This window comes from Bdellovibrionales bacterium (assembly GCA_016714165.1).
Taxonomy (GTDB): Bacteria; Bdellovibrionota; Bdellovibrionia; order Bdellovibrionales; family UBA1609; genus JADJVA01.
This window is the reverse complement of sequence record JADJNU010000001.1, coordinates 2209911-2224526: the sequence shown is the minus strand read 5'-3', so window position 1 is coordinate 2224526 and position 14616 is coordinate 2209911. Positions and strand designations below refer to the sequence as shown.

The 14616-nt window shown below is 44.2% G+C and carries 11 protein-coding genes, 1 tRNA gene and 1 pseudogene; 7 read left to right on the top strand and 6 right to left on the bottom strand.

The features are described 5' to 3' along the window. The first annotated feature begins 41 nt into the window (after nucleotides 1-41). Together IPJ71_10160 and IPJ71_10155 are read left to right on the top strand one after the other, a co-directional pair. Complete coding sequence (locus IPJ71_10160) at nucleotides 42-923, top strand: hypothetical protein (GenBank protein ID MBK7844043.1); 882 nt, start codon at nucleotides 42-44, stop codon at nucleotides 921-923. Between the two features lie 273 nt (nucleotides 924-1196). Next, complete coding sequence (locus IPJ71_10155) at nucleotides 1197-1475, top strand: hypothetical protein (GenBank protein MBK7844042.1); 279 nt, start codon at nucleotides 1197-1199, stop codon at nucleotides 1473-1475. A gap of 57 nt (nucleotides 1476-1532) precedes the next feature. Here the strand turns inward: IPJ71_10155 and chrA are convergent, their stop codons facing one another. Beyond that, nucleotides 1533-2708 carry a chromate efflux transporter gene (gene chrA, locus IPJ71_10150; protein ID MBK7844041.1) on the bottom strand — a complete coding sequence of 392 codons (1176 nt, stop codon included), beginning with the start codon at nucleotides 2706-2708 and terminating at the stop codon, nucleotides 1533-1535. Nucleotides 2709-3164: 456 nt separating this feature from the next. On the opposite strand from chrA, the gene IPJ71_10145 reads away from it, so the two are divergent. The 4 genes from IPJ71_10145 (at nucleotide 3165) to IPJ71_10130 (ending at nucleotide 9932) form a co-directional block, all read left to right on the top strand. After that, nucleotides 3165-3662, top strand: a complete 498-nt coding sequence (locus IPJ71_10145) for a hypothetical protein (GenBank protein ID MBK7844040.1) — start codon at nucleotides 3165-3167, stop codon at nucleotides 3660-3662. Nucleotides 3663-4288: 626 nt separating this feature from the next. Continuing rightward, entirely contained in the window at nucleotides 4289-5818 is a 1530-nt protein-coding gene (locus IPJ71_10140) for a hypothetical protein (protein MBK7844039.1), read from the top strand. After that, nucleotides 5818-8394 carry an HD domain-containing protein gene (locus IPJ71_10135; protein MBK7844038.1) on the top strand — a complete coding sequence of 859 codons (2577 nt, stop codon included), beginning with the start codon at nucleotides 5818-5820 and terminating at the stop codon, nucleotides 8392-8394. The genes IPJ71_10140 and IPJ71_10135 overlap by 1 nt, the downstream gene beginning before the upstream one ends. Further along, a complete protein-coding gene (locus IPJ71_10130) occupies nucleotides 8391-9932 on the top strand; it encodes a hypothetical protein (GenBank protein MBK7844037.1) in 1542 nt (513 codons plus the stop codon). Before IPJ71_10135 ends, IPJ71_10130 begins: the two co-directional genes overlap by 4 nt. On the opposite strand, the pseudogene IPJ71_10125 reads toward IPJ71_10130, so the two are convergent. Then, nucleotides 9929-10075: pseudogene (locus IPJ71_10125) on the bottom strand (IS3 family transposase). The gene IPJ71_10130 and the pseudogene IPJ71_10125 sit on opposite strands and share 4 nt — an antisense overlap. 262 nt (nucleotides 10076-10337) lie before the next feature. Further along, nucleotides 10338-10871, bottom strand: coding sequence for a P27 family phage terminase small subunit (locus tag IPJ71_10120; protein MBK7844036.1), 534 nt, complete (start codon nucleotides 10869-10871; stop codon nucleotides 10338-10340). A 333-nt stretch (nucleotides 10872-11204) separates the two neighbouring features. On the opposite strand from IPJ71_10120, the gene IPJ71_10115 reads away from it, so the two are divergent. Then, the gene (locus IPJ71_10115) at nucleotides 11205-12254 is read left to right on the top strand and encodes a hypothetical protein (protein MBK7844035.1); all 1050 of its coding nucleotides are present in this window, start codon (nucleotides 11205-11207) and stop codon (nucleotides 12252-12254) included. A gap of 403 nt (nucleotides 12255-12657) precedes the next feature. Here the strand turns inward: IPJ71_10115 and IPJ71_10110 are convergent. The 3 genes from IPJ71_10110 to IPJ71_10100 form a co-directional block, all read right to left on the bottom strand. After that, nucleotides 12658-12733: transfer RNA gene (locus tag IPJ71_10110), tRNA-Val, on the bottom strand. 85 nt (nucleotides 12734-12818) lie between these two features. After that, nucleotides 12819-13376: a hypothetical protein gene (locus tag IPJ71_10105; GenBank protein ID MBK7844034.1), complete on the bottom strand. Its 558-nt coding sequence runs from the start codon at nucleotides 13374-13376 to the stop codon at nucleotides 12819-12821. Between the two features lie 31 nt (nucleotides 13377-13407). Continuing rightward, a complete protein-coding gene (locus tag IPJ71_10100; protein ID MBK7844033.1) occupies nucleotides 13408-14517 on the bottom strand; it encodes a winged helix-turn-helix domain-containing protein in 1110 nt (369 codons plus the stop codon). Between the last annotated feature and the right edge of the window lie 99 nt (nucleotides 14518-14616).

Sequence of the window (14616 nt, the reverse complement as noted above, 5' to 3'; positions counted from 1 at the left end):
TTCAAATTTTCTTATCTGATTTGTTGAAACTGGGGAGAAGTATGGTCATTCATCGTCGGCTTCAAAAATGGGGCTTGTTTGTGGGATTTGGTTTTATTGTTTGTCTGGGCCTAGGCTCATTTTCAAGCTGGGCCGAAGAGCTTCCTAGGAAGTCTCATTTTAAAAAGGTCTTTATTATCGTTTTTGAAAATACCAGTTTTCGGGACACGATAAAGCAACCCTTCTTTAAGTTCCTTGCTGAACGAGGTGCCTTGTTTAAAAATTTTTCTGCTGAAACGCGTCCTTCTCAAGGAAACTATATCGCTTTGGTCAGCGGGAGCACCTACGATGTAAGGACGGACGCGCCTGTTACCCTTGATGTTTCGCACGTGGGAGATCTCTTAGAGGCCAAAGGACTGAGCTGGAAGGTCTATGCAGAGAGCTATCCCGGAAATTGTTATCTTGGAGCGAAATCGGGAAACTATGCGAGAAAACATGTTCCCTTCTTAAGTTTTAAAAATATTCAGGAAAATTCTAGTAGATGTGCTCGGATTAACAGTTCTGAAGAATTAGAGAAAGACATTCAGAACGGTAGTCTTCCTGAATATTCGCTATTTATACCCAACAACAAGAGCAATGGTCACGATACGGGAGTTGCCTACGCGGATCGATGGTTTGCTAGTCGCTTTAAGGATTTGCTTGATGATTCTCGTTTCATGAGTGATCTATTGTTGATTGTGACTTTTGACGAGGCCGGATTTGTGACCGGAGGGGGCAAGAACATCTACACGGTCGCCTACGGGGACTCCGTGATCGGGGGTATTGAGAATTCAACCCCACTCAATCACTACAGTATTTTGCGGTTAATTGAAGATGAATGGGGACTGGGTTCCCTCAATCAAAACGACCTTCAGGCTTCCTTGATTGAGAATATCTGGAAATAGCTGAGTGAGTGATCAGTGATGAGACGATCTGGCGAATCAGTAAGTGAATGCTACGCGCTAGCGCCCATGTGCAGACCGATCGCCGTAATGACCGCTTTCGTGTTGGCACTTCCTATTGTATTTGGCATTGTATCAATAAAAGTGGGTTGGCCGCATTCTATTGCACCAATTGGTCTGTGTGTCGTTTTCATCATAGCTTGTCTTGTTGTGTGGACCTGGTTTCGCCCCAAGCAATTTATTGTCAGCCATGATTTTCTCACAATTCAATGGCCAATGAGAAATAAGTCATGGAAAAAATCTGATATCTTAGGTGCCAAAATCATCTCCAGTTCAGAATTTCGAAAAGAATATGGGATGGGTATGAGAATTGGAGCTGGTGGCCTTTGGGGTGGATTTGGTCTTCTTAAGACGTCGCGCTGTTTATTTCGAATGTATATTTCACGAACCGATGAGTTTGTCCTCGTTCACTTACGAAATGATCATCCATTATTGATTACCCCTGTGCAGCCCCAGGATTTTATTCGGAATCTTTTGGCTCCAAATGGGGCATAGAACTTTAGCCACTGAGACCAGTGGAGTGGGGAGGATCGCCAAACTGATACTTTATAATCAGTTGGTCAAATTGAAGAATCCTAAAAGACCAGCGATCAGTATTAACCAGGCCGAATTGATTTTAAACCTCACCAGTAGAATCAAACTCAATCCGAAGACCAAAGCACCATAAACGGAGTTGATGGTTCCCTTCGCCAAGATCAGGGCAGCTCCAGCCATGAGACTGAGAGAGGCCATATTAAGCCCGTCAAGGATCGGAGCCGTCCATGCGGACCGACGAAGCGCAGGTATGAGCGGAGCGCTCAGTCCGACAAACAAAAAAGCTGGCAAAAAGATACCAATGGTCGCAACCACGGCTCCCTTGTGACCGGCAATCACATAACCGATAAAGGTGGCGGTGGAGAAGACAGGGCCGGGAGTGAATTGACCAACCGCAATTGCGTCAACCAGATGTTGCTTGGTGACCCAATGATATCGATATACGAGGTCACTTTGAAGGAAAGCAATCAGCACATAGCCACTTCCAAATAAAACTGACCCCACTTTCAAAAAGTATCCAAAGAGGTCTTCGATGGCCACCTTATTCTTCTCCATCGCTTGCGCCAGCGCCTGTATCCAGGGATAGAGAAATATTGAACTCACCCAAATGATGATAAAGGATTTTCCTCGAGGAACCTTCAGCTCGAGACGGAATAGGAGGTTTAAAATGGCAATCAATAATAAAATCAAAAGTTCATTGCCAAAAACAAGATATAAGGTCAGCGCGAGAGCCGCGAATAGGGCAAGAACTCGATCCCTAATGGCAGTCTTTGATAAGCTCCAAATCGCTTGAGCAACGACAGCCAGAATCACCGGTTTAACACCGATAAAAATTGATTGAAATGAGGGAAGTGAGCTGAAACTCATATAAAACCAAGAGATTGCCCAAACAATTAAAAAGGCTGGACCAATGAAGGAGGCGCCGGCAACAACCAAGCCGCGCCAACCAGCCATCCTACGGCCAATATGGATTGCCATTTCTGTTGAGTTTGGTCCGGGGATTAGGTTTGTAGCACTGAGAAGATCCAAAAACTCTTCCTGAGAGATCCAGCCGCGGCGACTAACAATCTCCGTTTCCATCATCGCGATATGGGCGGCAGGACCGCCAAATGCGGTTATTCCGATTCGTGCAAATACGACCGCAATTTCAAAGATACTTGGCCTAACGGTACTCAATGGCTTCGCCTCATGTATTCAGTTGAGTGCGTATCGAATTTATCAATTTTTCTGATAATTTTTGTTTCTGCACTATTCGCTGATTTTAAATAAATGGTAAAGGGTGCCGGGCTCGAACCGACGACATCCACCTGGTAAGGGTAGCGCTCTACCAAGTTACACATTCCAATTTATAGGATTTAATGACGGTCGACTCAACGACCAAAAGCGCCTTATTGCGTTATCAATATTATTATACAAAAAAGTTCGAGTTTCTCGGCTCAGGGTGAGTCTGATTTCTGCTCAATTGATGCCCTCTAAGCGATCTGTAGCGTTGACGGCAACGGAGGGTATGAAAATGGATTTATCAATCCGATTGAATAAACAGGCCGTTGAATTGTGGCAGAAATACGTTGATTGCCAAAATCAATAAGAAAGAAAGTTACTATTAAAACAATATAAGGAAACTTTTAATCAATATTTGAAACACAAGGAATGGCTGAAGGTCTCGGAGGCCCAATAACTATTGCGTTTCAAAGGGGGCTACGCAGCCCTCTTTTGTTTTATAATTCTGCCACCAAGTTAACCCTCTCGATGTTTCATCATAAAACAGCCGTCTTCATTTTTACTGAAAATGAAATGGTCGTTGCGGTTATCAGGGAGGTCGTTGTAGCGATTAGAGGAACGCAAGTATTGTGCATTGACTCTCCAGCTGCCGCCACGCATGACGCGAGCGGAGCCCGTATTACCAGCAACAGCCACGTTACCGTCAGTACCCTCTCAGCTGAAAGAGAATCACCTCCACATACAAAAAGGCCCCAAACGGCGGGGCACGCAAAGATCTCTCTTTCCACTCATGTACATAGCCTATCTGATTGCCGCATTGATGGCAGAGACAGGAGGCTCTATCTTGCCTCACGAATTCTCTTAAACTCAACTCTGACCGGTCAAATTCAAACTTTGGACTGCCGACCTTTACACTTTAGGCAGTAGGCTTCCAGTCAACCGCCCGCAGTCCACTTTTCGATAGTCACATCTTGTAAACCAAGGGCCGTCGTGATGAGATGAGAGAAGTCCATCCTTGTACCTCCGCGAGTTTTTTTCTGCAAATTAAAGCTTATGCGAAAGGTCTTGTTTGATGGACTTTTTTATTTCAGCCCCAATGCTCGACTTAGGTATTATGGTTTTTCTCTTTGGACTTTGGTCTCGGTGACTCACGTTAGTTGCACCAAAAACAAACCCAAAGGGCCCCTCACTGTCACTTCACCGGTGTCTTTTAATTCAAAGCAATGCGCCACAAGATAATTTTCACAAGGCTCAAACTCGTCACTTCGACAACTTAATCGACATTTAGGTTGTCGAACCTCTCTTACTGCCAACCAACCATTTAAGAACGCTACGCCTTTTACCGCGCCAGATTAATAGAACTCCACCACTTTGGCGTGTAATTTGCACTGAAAATATTTTAGTAATTCAGGTTCTTCGAGGAAGTTAAAGTGCGATCAAGAGAATCCCGTATTAGATCGGGAGTTATCTTAACTCTGTTTGGGGCTATTGCTCTTTTAACAGGTACACTCTCTGCTTGGGCGAGCACGGGCGATGCCGCCCTTTGCCGCCGTTTGCTTTACTCCAGTCGGCAAGTTCACATTCAACACCCACCAGATACAGTTTCAGAGATACAAGCACAGATTACTGAACTCAAGACGGGTTTTTCGAAAGATAAAATTCTTCAGTTCCGTGAAAAAATTAAGTCAGGCGCTATTCGAGGTCGAGAACTCCAAGCCGCTGCTACAGAAATCTCTGAGAGAGTTAATAGTAAATCGCTGACCTTAGAAGCAAATCTCAAACGCCCAACGCCGTTCGGTTTTAAACCCGATGTGATCGTTATTGGCGATGGGCCACATGCCGCCATCTCTGCTGTCAACATTCGGCTAGCAAACCCATCGCTCAAAGTCCTCGTTGTAACTGCGTCAGATGAAATCGGTGGTGTTTTTGCAGCGACTGGCGGATTTTATCGCCTCAATGCTCCTGAGTTGATCGAAAGAAGTGCACATCCATTCCCTAATGCACCCTTTCAATTGCTTGATGTTGCCGAACCAGGTTATATTATGGCTCGCGATCTGGGGAATATCATCGCGCTCAATCTGTATTCCTCAAGTGAAATCCTTTTGCATCAAGTAGTAAAAGGAGTAACATTCGACGGAGCAAAATATTCCGTAGCGCTCGACAATGGAATAAGTATTGAAACCCAGGCCGTTATTTTAGCTTCTGGGCTTGGGAATCTCGCCAACTATGGAGTTGTGGACCAAGAGTCCATGGAACTGCTGCTAAGACTTGAGCAAGAATCTGAAAATGCGATGAACCCACTAAATGCACCACTCGTGGAACACTATGGAGAACTAGCTGTGCGAGCTTCGCAAATCACAATATTAGGAAGAGAGAGATCGTTCTTGAGCGCCTATGAAGGTAAGCGCGTAGCGGTCATCGGCGCGGGAGGGGCAGGAGGAACGGTTGTTGAAGCACTTTCGGGCTATGGTCCAGGTAAAATTTATGGCCAGCCAGAAGACGGTCAACTTGGTCAAAAGCTCGGACCTGGCATCAAAGAAAACGGTGGTGTACTTTCCATTGATTGGTGGGGACAAAAATCAGATACCCATTTTGACTTCAATGCCAAGACAAATAACAGATTCGCGCCAACCATTGGAACATATCGTGAGTTTCAAAAGTATAACAGGTTACTAGGACGTGCACATAAGGTTCACGTGGTCATTGAAGAAGGTACAGAAAAAATACAATTGACCGCTGCGGATGGAAGGTCTCGAATTTATGATAAGGTTATATTTGCCACGGCATATGATCATTCGCCAATAACTTGGACGTCCCATGGTTCTTCTGTGGATAAAAACTCTAAACCAATTATGGGCCGATTACCTGACGGAAGATATGTGAAAATTGGCACAACATTAGAGGGCAGTGATAATCCACGATCTATCATCGTCGGCCCAAGTGCTGGCCAAATTGTCCCCGATGAAGAATTTATGAATTCCCCCACACTCACGTGGACTTCCATTGATGTGTTGGCAGAGCGGACGGCTGCAGCAGCGCGCTGGCTGGTACGCAATATTGAAATGCAACCTGGAGAGCGCTGATGAGCTTGAGGGTTGTAGCTTTTTTGTTTGTATTCACCGCTAATGAATGGGCTTTAGCAAGCGATCCTATTTGTCACAGGCTACTAATAGTCTCGAAGGTATCAAGACGGGAAGTTTCGGCAAACGTTGGGCGATACAGCCTGGGAATAGCACATCGCCTTCATAGAAACGCCAGCCATTATCGAAAGCAAGCTGATTACATCAGAGGCCTTCAGAAATTTAGGAATTTAAGGGGCTTGTATCAGTTTGCCATAAACTACTCTGATGAAAACTTAACAAACAGACAAATGCATTCAGAGGACGTCGCAGTCATTGCAAGTGAATTAACTCGTGAATTAGGTCTCTCTGAGGCAAGTCAAAGTTTAGCTGCTGTTATTGGTTTAGCTCATGACATTGGCCATCCCGTATTTTCTCATTGGGGTGAAACCGCCCTAAGAAAGCGACTTTCTAAACATGGTCTTGTTTGGGACCACGATGCTGCAGGCCTTCATGTTGTTACTGACTGGTCGAGTGATCCAACCCTTATAGGCACTGAAGTGCTAGAGGGTTTGGCTAAGAGATTTTGGAGATTCGATTCATCTAGGCCGAGGCGTTTTGACAATCACCTTGTCGAGGAACTTCCCCTAAGTTTACGTCAACACGCCGACTTTTCGCGCATGAATATTGCGCAATTCAATCACATTGAGGGCCAAATAGCAGCACAGTCCGATCGAATTGCCTTCAATGCAACGGATATTCAAGATGGATTGCGTGTCGGTCGGATTTCTCCAGCAGATCTACGGCAGCATTTCCCAAGCGCATTTAGAGTCTATCAGGGGCTTTTAAGGAAATTTGCTGAAAAATTCAAGCAGACGGCCTCTACACCGATGGATCTATCTGATATTGAATCCGTGGTTGAATCTGATCCAATTCTTCGTGACTACATTTTTAGTCAATTTGCCGTAGCCTTTAGGCAATATCAGATGGGTGACCTTCTCTCGACAACCAAAGCCAACATCGAAACATTTGGGATAAATGTTGCAGAACAAGTGCGGCAACAAACATCTTTAACTGCGGATTTTTCCGAGAATTTGAAGGCCGAGTTTCGTCAATTTGCTGAATTTAGTCGCATTCATCTTTTTGCCAAAACAACTGCGCCATTTGAACAAATCGTTAATAGAGTTATCGACTTATTTCTGAACGAAAAGGCTCAGATGAAATCTGCCTATCACGATAGATTTGTCGGAATGACTTTTGAGACTGAAAAATTAATTCTTATTGCTCAATACCTAACTTTGGAACTTACTGATACCGCTGTTCTGGATCTTGTCCTACAGCAGGATCCAAATTTCTTTGCCACGCACTTTCCAGGATTTGAGTGGATTCAAGTATCTTCTCCCTTAGATGACCATGCCGTGGCCATTCATCGACTGACCCAACTGATGGCACAACCTGTGCCTGTTAATTTTGAAAAGCCTGATCAAGATTTTATTGAGAGATATCCCAAACATATGGTCGATACAGGAAAAAATATTGACCCTTTGAATCCGAATTCACTTGATATAGTCCCCACTTCGGCAATCTATTCTCACGATCGCGATTCATCTGGACGTAGAATTTATTCGCCAGAGCGCACGGCCATTCACGAGCAAATCATACAACAGGCTTTGTCTAAAAAGGTTGCCGTAGAAGGGAAAAGGGCATTTGTGAGTGTTGCGGGCGGAATGTCAGTGGGAATGACCTATCTGCAGAGACTGCTTTTGAGCGAAGGGGTGCTCAAGTTAGAAAATACCGTGGTTATCACCCCATTGAGCTTTATGTCTTTGCCAGAGTTTGCGATTAGAGGTCACTACCAGCATCCTGAAAAATCACCTTTACTTGTGGAGGAGTACTACGACATTTCGAGAAAAATCGTTGAAGCCGCCATAAGCAAGGGGCTTCATATCATGTATGTGGATCAGGCCGACCAACCGCTGTTAACGCTAGAGTTCCTGGCAATTGCAAAAAGAAGTGGATATGGCTCGGCCATGTTGGGTCTAACTATGACATCAGAAGCCTATTATGCAGCATCTGAACTCTGGCTGCATAGGTTCTACCGCATAACTGATCATTTGCGCGGGTTTGGCGATTTGAAGGAATTTGCTTTGAGTTGGCCGCGCTATACTCAGGCCTTCGATTTCACCGCGTTATTTGAAACATACTTTCATGTCGAAGATATAGATCGAAATGTGGATGATCCAAACAGAAAAGAATATTCCGTCATACCAATTAGTGGATCTATTCGCGAACATGATCAATCTTTGGATGTTCGGGTTTTTGAACCCAGACGATTTCAGGATTTTTTTAACCGTGGGCGCTATCTGAATGCTGATGCGGGTAGCCCTAGTGAAGCTGTGCGGGATTATCCCCTTGGAGCTACTGAAACCCAAATAGGGCGTGGACAAAGGAGTAGTCCCGTCAATTTAGATCCTTCTCAAAGTTCGGAACTTACAAGACGATTGATACAATTTGTGTCTGGTGATTTTGAAGCTCGCTTTGTAAGGCTTGTTCAAGAAACGACAGCGCGACGGCAGCAGCAAGCAAGAAAGCGTCGATGAAGATCCCAATCCGCGGGATATTTTCTTTAATGTTATGCCTATCCGTCGGCGAGAGTTGTCGCGCGTCAGTATGCGCTACTCTTCTTGGCAATAATTTACCGTCATTAAGGGGTCTCAACTATGAACGCGTTTATTTTGAATCGGAAGAAAAACTTTTTGAAATGTTTTACGAGTATCCTGATCCCATTAATGTGGACGGACAAACTTTTCGTGGGAATCTAATTGTTCCAACGCCGACGGAATCTGCGACAAAGAGAGAATATTTATCTATTGAAGAAATACGTTTCATGCAAAGAGCCGCACGATGGGCTTCACTAAGAGATCCAAAGACAGACGATATCGAAGAGAATTCAAGTTATGACGTCGTTGATAACGCTAGAAAGTTACAAGCAGGGCAATTGAGTCCAAACGAGCTTCCCAAAATAGTTGTTTTCCAAGATACCCAAGGACGGATATGGACCACTAATCATCGAATACTAGCTGCTTTTTTGTTATCTGGTGTTGTTGAACAAGTGCCTGTGACCTGGGCCGACGCAGATACAGCAAGGCGCAATCTAAACAAGTTTTTTCCGCTAGAGGATGGAAGGTCAATTGACCTTATTAATAGATTCAGAGGTTGGGCTATTCGAATCCGAATGCCGTCAAGCGCGTCTGCCACGAACGGTAAAAGTGTTATTTTAGAGCAATTACCTGAAAAAGGAAAAACCCTCGTCGCAAAATTACGCGCCAAGCACACTGACCTTCCCGCATGGATAACGCAGTCTCGAATCGTGCAAAATGCGATTGCACTCAGTATGTCAGCCCTAAACAGCGTCACGCGGAAGGATAATACAACCCCATATATTGATCACCCTATTCGACTTGCAATAGTCCTCAACGAATTGTTGCCGATGCCGTACCCATTACGTTCTGATGTTATTGCTGGCGCTATCATGCACGATTATCTTGAGGAGGGACCAGGTATCAGCGCCGACTCAGTCAATGTCTTGCGCTCAAATGCTAATGATATTTCACAGGTCGGATTTTTATCAGCCATTTTTCTAACAGAACCCTCCTTAGATTATGACAAATTTGAATCCGATTTTGTATTTGCGGCAGATGAGGAGGAGCGTCAAACGCAGCTAGAAAAAACGGGTTATGTTCTACAGTCTAGGGCATATTTGGAACGGCTTGTACGAAATGGAAAAACCGATTTAGCTCAAGCACTAGCCGACGTTGCATTGGCCGACAAGATTGTTAACGCAGGAGATTTTAATTACGTTTTTCAGAGTTCTGTAATGACAACCCAAGAAAAGAAACAAAAAATCTATTTGGTTGTTGGAACATACAGCCTGATACTTAATCTGTTATCAGAATTCGCTTCACCAAGTCTCATTCATACGCTGCAGCAGTCGATAAATTTGCTCGCAGAAAAGGTAGGATTGCAACAGAGCGACATCACAAAAAGTCACACTAACGCCTGGGTGGCCTTAAGAAGCATACAAGCACAAATGCTACCCGAAATTGAGAGTTACCATCGTCGTCTGGGATTAGATTAACTAAAGGACTCTGATAGCCAAGTGATGAATGCAATCAAACTCTTTTTGTTGTACCAGATTTCAATATACTCAAAAATCAAGGTTCTCAACTCCGCTTCTGTTTTGTAGTCATGACGGTAAAGCCACTCAGACTTGAATGACTTGAATCAAATTCTTTTAAAACTTTATCTAGAACCTTGGGCACGCCCAACAAACACCGTGGGTGGAACAATGATCTTAAGTATCGTTTAATTAATGCCATATTGGCCCCTGACGGAGCGCCAATAATTCAGAGCCGGAAAAAAAAGAAAGAAAGAGAAGGGCGGCGAACAAAATTATTAATGAACTGGAGTCAAGAAACTCATCAACCCTTGCACATTTTAACCAGACCTAAATGGCTTCCACTTTAGCTTTCCTTTTGGCCAATCATAATTCCCATTCACTTTTCTCACCGCCCGATTCGATGGAATGGTCCTTTTTAAGCAAAAGCCCGAGCAGCTTCATATAATCTTTGATTTGAGATTGGACATTTTTGATCTGTGCAACTTCAGGATAGAATTTCCAAATAACGCCACTGCGACCAACTGATTTATAAGAGCGACCATTTTCTTGGATGAATTTGGTTAGCTCCCCGTATTCAACGAAAAGATCGCACAAAATTTCAAGTGAGTGTAAGTGTCCAACTTTAAAATTCTCGCGCGCGGTGATGTTGTCGATGTGTTCAACCCAAATTTTCTGAAATGTCGGGTGGCGCTTTGGCGGAGGATATTTGTGGTCTGCAAGTTTGACAGTTTTGTCATCGTCCTCTAAGGGAGTTGAAGATGGTCCCGAATGTTCAACCACCTTTGGCTCTTGTCCTTCATATTCCCGGTGGAATGTTTGCTCTGTTCCCTGCAACTTAAGACCAGTTGCCGGACGCCCCTTTTTCGGCTTCGCGGATTTGTGTTTTTCCTCTTCCATTGCGTCACCCCTTCCTCGACTTTTAATGTTAGCACAGCGTCGCCGATTTTAGTGGGTTACAGCGGCCATTTCATATCGCATAAAAATGCGACCAGGGAGCGTTCGCGAACTAATTTGCGATTCGTTCAGACGCTCCCCCAGGGTGCAACCCCATGAAAATCTGACAGGATTTGGCTCCACAGTTACGCCGGTCAAGGCAACAATAGGGCTTTTTAGGTGCCAAAGCCCATTTAATGCGTTTAGGGGGCATCGATAGATGGTGAATATTTTGAAGTGAAGAGGTTCAGAACTGGCTAAGTGCTTTTAGGACCAATTTACAAACAAGGATTCGATATGGCTAAGAAGAACATTTTTCTCACCGCAGCTGCCTTATTCCTCTCATGCACAGTTTCTTGGGCTGCCGGGCCAACAACCTCTGTATCTCTCAGCCCTTGCGCCCAGCTGTTGTGGCGAGGTGCCGATAGCTCTAGCGATCTTCGACGCCTAAATGAACCACAAAGACTGGCCCGTCAGACTCAGAGGGATCAAGATGAGGTTTTTGCATTTTTCCAAAATCTTGCCGAATTCGCAGCTGGCCGGCTCAGTTTGGAAGAGGCGACGGCTTATCCAAACTCGACGATTGCCCCCAATTTTTTGATTAATGACTTTGTTTCAGTTTATTCCAATCGAGTTCAATTTGATCAATTCTTGATCGCATTGAATCGGTTGGCTCAAATCTTCAACATTGATTCCAGGGACATATCAAGAGCAGTTCAATTGGGTCTAGGCGCGTCTATGCGAGATACTTGGGAAAACTTTTTTCTCAATATCTCTCGATGCAAATCAAAGGACAGTATTTATCTCGTGATTTTTGCCGTCTATTTGGAGGTTGAGCTGTCCCATCAGCAAAGTCACACGGTCGCGTTTTTGGAAGATCAAGTGCATGTTGCCTTTCAAAAAGTATTTAGTGGATACGTCCAACACATAAGTAATGAGTATGGAGTTGGTGCACCCGTTCAAAGCACGGTTAGTTCACTATCTCAATCTCTTCAGATGATCGCCAGGGACGCACAAGGATCCAGGAGTACCACAACAGTCGACGATTCTGCATTTAAAGGAACCAGTGCCTTTTACCAGGCACTTCAAAAAGTAGACTTAAAGACCTTGCGTACGCCGTTGGTGGACTTTGAATTGGTGTTAATGCCTTTGCTCGACCACTTAAGCAGAATCATAGGTGACCATCCAGAGTTGGGAGAAGAGATGATCCGCAGAGCGGAGAAGACAATACGAGAACAGTTCGACGAGAAAAACGAAAACTACATCATTACCTTGGCCAAAATCTCTCCAATTTCCTCTGGGACGACAAAGTTTATTTATGATGCATTTAACCTTTCAAAGTTCTAAGGCCTCTGGTCCTTTGCCGCCGTATTTAAAAACTTACCTTATCCAGATCAGCTTTCAGAAGCGGACAAGCAGGCGATTCGCGCGCTTTTTGTCCAAATGCAAATGCCACAAAATTTGCCGTAGTTTGTTGTTGTAGATTTTTTTGATTGAGCAGCTTCGAGACGCGCGGTCTGTGAAGGTCGCAATGGCACTTGAATCGCATTTTGTATTCGTTTTGCCGATTCCTACAGCGACGACTACAAAAGTCCTACAAAGTAGCCTTAGTTCGGCTTAGTTTGCGTTAGGTAAGTCCAGATGAACAAAAAGCCCGTTGGTTAATAAACGTGCGGGAACCCTTATGATTCCCGCGACTTAGCTTTTGTTTTTATTTTTGAATTTCGATTTTTTGTGTATGAACGGAATTTGGTAGGGGATGCCGGGCTCGAACCGACGACATCCACCTTGTAAGGGTGGCGCTCTACCAACTGAGCTAATCCCCTATTTCCTTTTCTCGAGAAATCTTGCTGGAAGGTAAAGAAAAACATGCGACTTGTCCAGATCGTTTTTTTGTTCCATCAACTTCGTTCAAGGGCCGGATGCCTCTTTATTCCCATCTTGATTCTTGCTGTTCCCTTCTTTGCTTTTTTCAATTATGTAATGTTTATCTAAGACATTAGCTGTCGGATTTTCCTCGAGGTAGGGTCTGATAGTAACAATCGTAAAGACACGGTCTTTGTCGCAAGAAAATTTGCTTTTTTCAACATAGTTACCCACAAATACGGTGTAGCTGGCTTCTTCAGATGCTTTTGGTACGAGATTGACCATAGCAAATCGAAGGATTCTCTGCCCGGCCGGCGAAATGCCCCGGCCGGTGGCAATTTCCTTTAGATCACTGTTGAATCGTCGAATTTCAACAATGTAAGAGCCGCTCTGCGTTATTCCTCCCGTGGTGAACTCAAAAAAGTCGGTTGGTGCCCCCTGGGGCCCGTCAATCACCTTCCAAAGTCCGCTAATCTCTTGCCAGGGAAAGGGGCAGTGGTTAGCAAAGGGCCACGGGACGGGGTCATCGGTACCCGCCACTGGTTCGAGTGCCGATGCCGTGACCATCAGAATTGACATGAGAATTATCGCGGACTTTTTCATTCCATCCCCCAAGAAGCTTCATATTTCGCAGTCAACTTATGCTGTTATCATACAAAATCCGAGCGTTACGATTCAAATAATATCCATTTTTAGCTCGATAAATGTATTTGGGTTTGTCGTAGTCGGGTTCGATCATTTTTCGAAGCCTCTTGATCGTAACATAGATCTTATTGTCATGAACTGCCGGATCGTAGTCTTGCTTCCAGACTTTCTCAACGAGGGATTCTTTGGTATATACTTCGCCAGGGTTTTTCAAAAATAATCTAAGCATATCTAAGAGTATAAATTGATTTTTAAAATCGACTTTGCCTTTTTTCTTTTCGGTCACAGTGTTTGTTTCAGAATCAAAGACGATATCGAAGTCCGAATCATGCGAAGCCCCAATTAGCTTGAGTCGTTCGTCAATGCTTCGAGAGAGATATTTCAGATTTTCTGGGTCGACAGAACGTTTCGCCAAGTTCAAGTACATTCGCCCGAGATCCACTTCCCCTGAATCTGCGTAGGTAATACCCATGGCAAACAACAAGCTGACATACATGTAAAGATTTTTCTGAATTTTCAGAAGATCATAGCATTGCCAAAAAACGTCGAGACACTGTTCGTATTTTCCCATTTTACGCAAGATATGGCCATTCAAAACCTGACTGGATAAGCGCAAATCCGGGAAATCAAGAACTTGAAAAAAAACTTGGAGGTTATAGATCTCTTTGAGTGCATCTTCGTAGTGACCTAAGAAATGATACACGCTTTCCAGCCCATGGACCGCATAACAAATTTCTTCTTTCTTATCTGCGGAGAGAGCGAGCGCCATAGACTTTTCTAAAAACTCAACAGCTCTGGTATGTTGTGCCTTATAAGAAGCGCAAAGAGCGAGGGTGTAGTAGGTCTTTGCGTTGAGTTCCACGTTCTTGTGTAGGACGAGGTCCTGAAGAGACTCCTTGATAGCTTCGATTTTTTTGACATCTTCCATTTCCGCGTAGATGCGCAAGAGCACATTTTGGCACTTAAGGAATCCCGGGAAATCCCTTTCATCATAAAAATGGGTTGAAGCATGAGAAATCTTCTCCGCCGCCAATCGAAAATCTCCACGATCAAAATAGAGTTTTCCGATTTCGTAGATTGACTCCTCTTTCATGGTCATTTCCGCCAAATTTCTTCATTTGCAGGTTTTTAAGATTCTGTATTTTGTATCATAATTTCTTGCAAAAGCTGAAGGAAAGGTCAATTTTTTGTCAAAAAG

What these genes read in the sequence shown, in the direction of transcription:
- IPJ71_10160 (MBK7844043.1), top strand. Translation starts at nt 42, where the DNA reads ATGGTCATTCATCGTCGGCTTCAAAAATGGGGCTTGTTTGTGGGATTT.
- IPJ71_10155 (MBK7844042.1), top strand. Translation starts at nt 1,197, where the DNA reads ATGAGAAATAAGTCATGGAAAAAATCTGATATCTTAGGTGCCAAAATC.
- IPJ71_10145 (MBK7844040.1), top strand. Translation starts at nt 3,165, where the DNA reads ATGGCTGAAGGTCTCGGAGGCCCAATAACTATTGCGTTTCAAAGGGGG.
- IPJ71_10135 (MBK7844038.1), top strand. Translation starts at nt 5,818, where the DNA reads ATGAGCTTGAGGGTTGTAGCTTTTTTGTTTGTATTCACCGCTAATGAA.
- IPJ71_10130 (MBK7844037.1), top strand. Translation starts at nt 8,391, where the DNA reads ATGAAGATCCCAATCCGCGGGATATTTTCTTTAATGTTATGCCTATCC.
- IPJ71_10120 (MBK7844036.1), bottom strand. Translation starts at nt 10,871, where the DNA reads ATGGAAGAGGAAAAACACAAATCCGCGAAGCCGAAAAAGGGGCGTCCG.
- IPJ71_10115 (MBK7844035.1), top strand. Translation starts at nt 11,205, where the DNA reads ATGGCTAAGAAGAACATTTTTCTCACCGCAGCTGCCTTATTCCTCTCA.
- IPJ71_10105 (MBK7844034.1), bottom strand. Translation starts at nt 13,376, where the DNA reads ATGAAAAAGTCCGCGATAATTCTCATGTCAATTCTGATGGTCACGGCA.
- IPJ71_10100 (MBK7844033.1), bottom strand. Translation starts at nt 14,517, where the DNA reads ATGACCATGAAAGAGGAGTCAATCTACGAAATCGGAAAACTCTATTTT.